We start from the raw sequence: 7798 nt of genomic DNA on the forward strand, positions 1-7798 counted from the left end.
TTAACACCCCTCCGTTTTTACGAATCACCTGATAGGGATGTCATGTCTCAAGAAACATCGTCCGATATCGAACTGATGAAACTGGAGCTGCTGCGCCGCAGGCTGGCCAAGTCGGCCAAGCCCAGCGCGCAGCTCGGCGGCACGTCGATTCCGAAGGCCGATCGCAACGGCGAGCTTCCGCTGTCTTGGTCGCAACAGCGCTTGTGGTTCCTCAATCAGTTCGATCAGGCCGCGGGCTCGGCGTATCACATGCCGGTGGCGCTGCGGTTGAGCGGCGAGCTCGATGTCGCCGCGCTTCAGGCCGCGATGGATCGTATCGTCGCGCGGCACGAGAACTTGCGCACGGTATTCGTCAAGTCGGGCGAGTCGGCCAGACTGGAGATTCGAGGAGAAGACGCGGGGTTGCCGCTGGTCCATCACGATCTGAGTTCGATCGAAGCGGCCCAGCGCCAGGCACAGGTCGAGGCGATCGGCGCCGAGGAAGCGAGTAAGCCGTTCGACCTTGCCAACGGTCCGCTGATCCGCGGCCGATTGTTGAAGCTCGGCGAGCGCGAGCATGTGTTGCTGGTGACCCAGCACCATATCGTCTCCGACGGTTGGTCGATCGGCGTGCTGATCGGCGAGTTCAGCGAGCTTTACAGCGCGTTTCATCAAGGCCGGCCCGATCCGCTGCCGCCGTTGCCGATCCAGTACGCCGACTACGCGGCGTGGCAGCGTCAGTGGTTGCATGGCGAGGAGCTGAGCAAGCGTATCGAGTTCTGGCGCAATCACCTGCGCGGTGCGCCGGCGCTGCTGGAACTGCCCAGCGATCGCCCTCGGCCACCTTCGCAGAGCTACGCCGGCGACCGGGTGCCGGTCCGTCTGCCCGACGCGTTGACCGAGGCGTTGCGATCCTTCTCCCAGCGCCATGGCGCGACGATGTACATGGCCTTGTTGGCCGGCTGGTCGGCATTGCTGTCGCGTCTGAGCGGGCAGGCCGATCTGGTGGTGGGCAGTCCGGTCGCGAATCGGCAACCGTCGCAGGTCGAGGCATTGGTCGGATGCTTTGTCAACACGCTGGCGTTGCGGATCAAGCTCGAAGACGATCCGAGCGCGGCGCAACTGGTCGAACAGATCAAGCGCACGGCGCTGTCGGCGTACGCGCATCAGGAGCTGCCTTTCGATCAAGTGGTCGAAGCCTTGCAGCCGGAACGAAGCATGAGTTACAGCCCGTTATTCCAGGTCATGCTGACCTTGGACAACACGCCGCGCGGCGCCAGTCTGTCGCTGCCCGGGCTGGAGTTGAGTCAGATCGATCCCGACCATCGCACCGCGCATTTCGACCTGCGGCTGTTGCTCAGCGATGCGGGCGAGGAGCTTGCTGGCGAGTTGGAATACGCCAGCGATCTGTTCGACCGCGATACCGTCGAGCGCATGGTGGGGCAGTGGTTCAATCTGCTGGGTGCGATGTGCAAGGACGAGGGGCGGGCGCTCAGCGTGCTGCCGTTGATATCGGCGGAAGCACGTCGGCGTGTGCTGGTCGATTTCAATACTGTTCGTTCGGATGCGCATGATCAAACGTTGGTGGATCTGTTCGCTGCGCAGGTAGCGCGGACGCCGGATGCGCCGGCGGTGTCGTATGAAGGTGTGACGCTGAGTTATGCCGAGCTGGACCGGCGTGCGAATCAGGTCGCGCATCGTCTGATCGGGTTGGGTGTGAAACCCGATGATCGGGTGGCGATCTGCGTTGAGCGCAGCGTGGAGATGGTGATCGGGTTGGTCGGCATCCTGAAGGCCGGCGCGGGTTACGTGCCGCTGGACCCGAGTTATCCACTCGATCGCCTGAGTTACATGCTGGCCGACAGCGCGCCGATGGCCTTGGTGACGCAGGCGTCGGTACGGCCGTTATTGGGTTCGCTGTCGGTGCCGGTGGTTGAACTGGAAGACGCGACGCTGCTTCAGGAATCGGAGCAGGCGCCTTTGGTGGCACTGAACCCGACGCATCTGGCCTACATGATCTACACGTCCGGTTCGACCGGTCAGCCCAAGGGCGTGATGATCGAGCACCGCTCGCCGGTGAACTTCTGGCGGGCGATGCAGGCGACTACGCATCGCGAAGTGCCGCCGGGTTCGCGCATCGGCCTAAACGCAGCCTACGCGTTCGACATGTCGTTGAAAGGCTTGCTGCAATTGCTGTCGGGCCACTGTGTGATGCCGATCCCGCAGTCGATCCGCGCGAGCGGCCCGGCGATGTTGGCGTTCATCGAAGCGCAGAAGATCGATGCGCTCGACAGCACGCCTTCGCAGTTGGAAGGTTTGTTGGCGGCGGGACTGTTGGAAGGCGAGGGACACCGTCCGGTCAGCGTGTTGCTGGGCGGCGAACCCATCGGCCCGAAACTGTGGTCGCAGCTTCGCGATTCGAAGCGCATCCACTTCCACAACATGTACGGTCCGACCGAGTGCACGGTGGATGCGACGATTGGAAGCATCCGCGAAGCGACCGGCGGGCCTGTGCTCGGCCGTCCGATCGCGAACACACCGGTGTACGTGCTGGATGCTCGCGGTGAACCGGTCCCAGTCGGCGTCGTCGGCGAGTTGCATCTGGGCGGCGTGCAGGTGGCGCGGGGCTATTGGAATCGTCCGGAACTGACGGCGGAGCGGTTCGTCCGCGACCCGTTCAGCGCCGACCCGCAAGCGCGGATGTACAAGACCGGCGATCTCGGCCGTTGGCTGGCCGACGGCACGATCGAGTACCTGGGCCGTAACGACTTCCAGGTGAAGATCCGCGGCTTCCGCATCGAGCTGGGCGAGATCGAAGCGCGGTTGGTGGGCTGCGACGGCGTACGCGAAGCGGTGGTGATTGCGCGCGAAGACGTCGAAGGCGACAAGCGCCTGGTGGCCTACGCGGTCATGGAGTCGGGGGTCGAATTATCGGTATCCTTCTTGCGCGACGCGCTGTCGAAGGACTTGGCTGAGTACATGGTCCCCAGCGCCTTTGTCGCGCTGGAAGCATTGCCGCTGACCCCGAACGGCAAACTGGATCGCAAGGCGCTGCCGGCCCCGGACCAAGGCGCGGTGCTGAGCCGCGAGTACGCAGCCCCGCAAGGCGAGATCGAAACCGCCATCGCCGAGATCTGGCAAGACCTGCTGGGCATCGAGCGAGTCGGCCGCAACGACCACTTCTTCGAACTGGGCGGTCACTCCTTGTTGGTGATCGGCTTGATCGAGCGCCTGCGCCAGCGCGGCTACGCGACTGACGTGCGCACCGTATTCACCACCCCGATGCTGCGTGCGCTGGCCGAACAACTGGCCGGCGAACCGGTCGCGGCCGCGACCGAAGCGGCAGCCAACCCGATCACCAGACAGACGACACGCCTTACGCCGGACTTGTTGCCGCTGGTCACGCTCAGCCAGAACGAGATCGACGGCATCGTCGATTCGGTACCCGGTGGCGTAAGCAACATTCAGGACATCTACCCGCTGGCGCCGTTGCAGGAAGGCATCCTGTTCCATCACCTGCTGGAACAGGACCGCGAAGGCGACGCCTACCTGATGCGCTCGGTGGTGGCGTTCGACAGCCGCGAGCGGCTCGACCTGTTCCTGACGGCCTTACAGCAAGTCATCGAGCGCCACGACATCCTGCGCAGTTCGGTGCGCTGGCAGGGGCTGCCGCAACCGGTGCAGGTGGTGCATCGCGATGCGCCGCTGCCGATCGAATCGGTCGCGATCGATCCACGGCAAGAAGCATTGCCGCAACTGCTGGAGCGAACCGACCCGCGTCGCATGCGTCTGGACCTGAGCCAGGCGCCGGTCTTGCGTGGGTACATCGCTCAGGATGTGGCGAGTGGCGAATGGCTGCTGGCATTGCTGCGCCATCACTTGGTGTGCGACCACGTGGCGATGGATCTGATTCTGTCGGAGATCCAGACCCTGCTCAGCGGTGGAACCCTGCCGGCTGCGCGGGCGTACCGTCATTTCATTGCACAGATGCAGACGGTGGCTGACGACGAACACGAAGCCTACTTCCGCGCCCAGCTAGCCACGGTGGAAGAACCCACTGCACCGTTCGGAATACTGAATGTGCAGAACGACGGCGAGCAGGTCGAAGAAGCACGCCTGCCGCTGTCGATGGCAATGGCGCGCTCGATCCGTGACGCATCGCGCCGCCGCGGCGTGACCCCGGCGGTGTTGTTCCACGTCGCCTGGGCGCGGGTGCTGGGGCAATGCAGCGGCCGGGAGGACGATGTCGTGTTCGGCACGGTGCTGTCGGGCCGTCTGCAAGGATCGGAAGGCGCCGATCAGGTCGTCGGCATGTTCCTGAATACCTTGCCGATCCGGATTGGGCTGGACCGGGACATACCGGCATCGATCGCGCAGGTCTATACGCAGCTGAGCGAGTTGCTGGAGCACGAGCAGGCATCGCTGGCGCTGGCGCAGCGTTGCAGCGGGGTGCAGGCGCCGCTGCCGTTGTTCACGTCGCTGTTGAATTATCGCCACGGTCACGCGGCGACGCCGGAAGACAGCGCGCAGGCGATGCAGGCCTGGAGTGGCATGCGTCTGATCGGCGGCGATACGCGCAACAACTATCCGCTGACGATGTCGGTGGAGGACCTGGGCGAGGCGTTCGGCCTGACGGTGCTGGCGGTGGCAGGGATCGATCCGCAGCGGCTGGTGCGGTACATGGAGCAGGCGTTGGCGTCGTTGCTGTCGGTGTTGGAGGACGGAAGTTCACAAGCGCTGCAGTCGCTGTCGGTTCTGCCCGAAGCAGAGCGTGAGACGGTCTTGCGCGAGTTCAATTCGGTGGATGCGCAGCCGCATGATCAAACCCTTGTGGAGCTGTTCGCCGCGCAGGTTGCACGCACCCCGGATGCGCCGGCGGTGTCGTACGAAGGTATGACGCTGAGTTATGGCGAACTGGACCGGCGCGCGAATCAGCTCGCGCATCGTCTGATCGGTTTAGGTGTGAAACCCGATGATCGGGTGGCGATCTGCGTCGAGCGCAGCGTGGAGATGGTGGTCGGCTTGGTCGGCATCCTGAAGGCCGGCGGCGGTTACGTGCCGCTGGACCCGAGCTATCCGCTCGATCGCTTGAGCTACATGCTGTCCGACAGCGCACCGATGGCATTTGTGACGCAGGCTTCAGTTCGTTCGCTGTTGGGGTCGTTGTCAGTGCCGGTGATCGAGTTGGGAGACGCGACGCTGGCGCAGGAGTCGGAACAGACGCCGTCGGTGGCACTGAACCCGACGCATCTGGCGTACATGATCTATACGTCGGGTTCGACCGGTCAGCCCAAGGGCGTGATGATCGAACATCGTTCGCCGGTGAATTTCTGGCGGGCGATGCAGGCGACCACCCACCGCGAGGTGGCCCCAGGTTCGCGCATCGGCTTGAACGCGGCTTACGCGTTCGACATGTCGCTCAAGGGCTTGCTGCAACTGCTGTCGGGCCATTGCGTGCTGCCGATCCCGCACTCGATCCGCGCGAGCGGCCCGGCGATGTTGGAGTTCATCGAAGCGCAGAAGATCGATGCGTTGGACAGCACACCGTCGCAACTCGAAGGCTTGTTGGCCGCGGGACTGTTGGAAGGCGAGAGACATCGCCCCATCAGCATGTTGCTGGGCGGCGAGCCCATCGGCCCGAAGCTGTGGGCGCAGCTGCGCGATTCGAAGCGAATCCACTTCCACAACATGTATGGCCCGACCGAGTGCACGGTGGATGCGACGATTGGAAGCATCCGCGAAGCGACCGGCGGGCCGGTCATCGGCCGCCCGATCGCGAACACGCCGGTGTATGTGCTGGATGCGCGCGGCGAACCGGTACCGATCGGCGTCGTCGGCGAGTTGCACTTGGGCGGCGTGCAGGTGGCGCGGGGTTACTGGAATCGTCCGGAGCTGACGGCGGAGCGGTTCGTCCGTGATCCGTTCAGTACCGACCCGCAGGCGCGGATGTACAAGACCGGCGACCTCGGCCGTTGGCTGGCGGACGGCACGATCGAGTACCTGGGCCGCAACGACTTCCAGGTGAAGATCCGCGGCTTCCGCATCGAGCTGGGCGAGATCGAAGCGCGGTTGGTGGCCTGCGACGGCGTGCGCGAAGCGGTGGTCATCGCACGCGAAGACGTCGAAGGTGACAAGCGCTTGGTGGCTTACGCGGTGATGGAGCCCGGTGTCGAATTGTCGGTAGCGGCTCTGCGCGAGTCGCTTTCTAAGGACTTGGCCGAGTACATGGTCCCAAGCGCCTTCGTCGCGCTGGAATCGTTGCCGCTGACTCCGAACGGCAAGCTGGATCGCAAAGCCCTGCCGGCCCCAGATCAAGCCGCGGTGCTGAGCCGCGAGTACGCAGCACCACAAGGCGAGATCGAAACCGCCATCGCCGAGATCTGGCAAGACCTGCTGGGCATCGAGCGAGTCGGCCGCCACGACCACTTCTTCGAACTCGGCGGCCACTCGCTGCTGGCCGTGCAGGTCGCCTCGCGCCTGCGCCAATCGCTGGGCCTGGAGATTCCGCTGCGCGATCTGTTCTCGCGTCCCACCCCGGCCGCGTTGGCCGCGAGCGTGCAGAGCGCGCAGAGCGAATCGCAGCCGCCGATCACGCTCGCCGATCGCAATGCCGCATTGCCGCTGTCGTGGGCCCAACAACGCCTGTGGTTCCTGGATCAACTCGATCACTCGGCCGGCGCCGCCTATCACATGCCGGTGGCCTTGCAGCTGAGCGGCGACCTCGACCGCACGGCACTGCAGAACAGCCTGAATCGAATCGTCGCCCGCCACGAAAACCTGCGTACCCGCTTCGTCAGCCAGTCCGGCGCCCCGGTGCAGGTCATCGATCCGGTCGATACCGGCTTCGTTCTGATCGATCACGACCTGAGCGATCTGACCGCCGACGCGCAAACCTCCGCCGTAGCGACGCAAAGCCGCGAAGAAGCCCGCGCCCCGTTCGATTTGGCTCAAGGCCCGCTGATCCGCGGCCGCCTGTTGCGCTTAAGCGAACACGAGCATGTGCTGCTGGTGACCCAGCATCACATCGTCTCCGACGGTTGGTCGATCGGCGTGCTGGTGAAGGAAGTCAGCGCGCTGTACGACGCTTATCGCCAGGGTCAGCCCGATCCGCTGCCGCCGCTGCCGATCCAGTACGCCGACTACGCCGCGTGGCAACGCAGTTGGCTGCAGGGCGAGACCCTGCAGCGTCAAAGCAACTACTGGCGCGACCAACTGCAAGGCGCCCCGGCCGTGCTGGAACTGCCGACCGACCGACCGCGCCCGGCGCTGCAAAGCTACGCCGGCGACCGCGTCCCGGTCCGCCTGTCGAGCGAGCTGAGCGCGCAGTTGCGCAATTTGTCTCAACGCCACGGTACGACCGTCTTCATGACTCTGCTGGCGGGCTGGTCGGTGTTGCTGTCGCGCCTGAGCGGCCAATCCGATGTCGTCGTCGGCAGCCCGGTCGCTAATCGCCAGCGCAGCGAACTCGAACCGCTGATCGGCTTCTTCGTCAACACCTTGGCGCTGCGCGTCGATCTGCAGGACGCACCGAGCGTGGCCGACCTGTTGTCGCAGGTGAAGGCGACCACCCTGGCGGCCTACGAACACCAGGACCTGCCCTTCGAGCAAGTCGTCGAAGCCGTGCAGCCGGCGCGCAGCATGAGCCACAGCCCGCTGTTCCAGGCGCTGCTGAGCTTGAACAACACCCCCGACGGCGGCGGCTTGCAACTGCACGGCCTGACCCTGTCGCAGCTCGACAGCGGGCAGCAGACCGCGCAGTTCGATCTGGCCCTTTCGTTGACCGACAACGGCAACGCCCTGAGCGGCAGCATCGCCTACG

At 64.7% G+C, this 7798-nt stretch carries 1 protein-coding gene; it reads left to right on the forward strand.

The window, feature by feature from the left end; all coding sequences use genetic code 11:
- Positions 1 to 42 precede the first annotated feature (42 nt).
- Positions 43 to 7798 (forward strand): non-ribosomal peptide synthetase (locus J7J50_RS21055; RefSeq protein ID WP_215063458.1); only part of this gene is annotated, 7756 nt, incomplete at its 3' end.

This window comes from Lysobacter sp. ISL-50 (assembly GCF_018612875.1).
Lineage (GTDB): Bacteria > Pseudomonadota > Gammaproteobacteria > Xanthomonadales > Xanthomonadaceae > Lysobacter.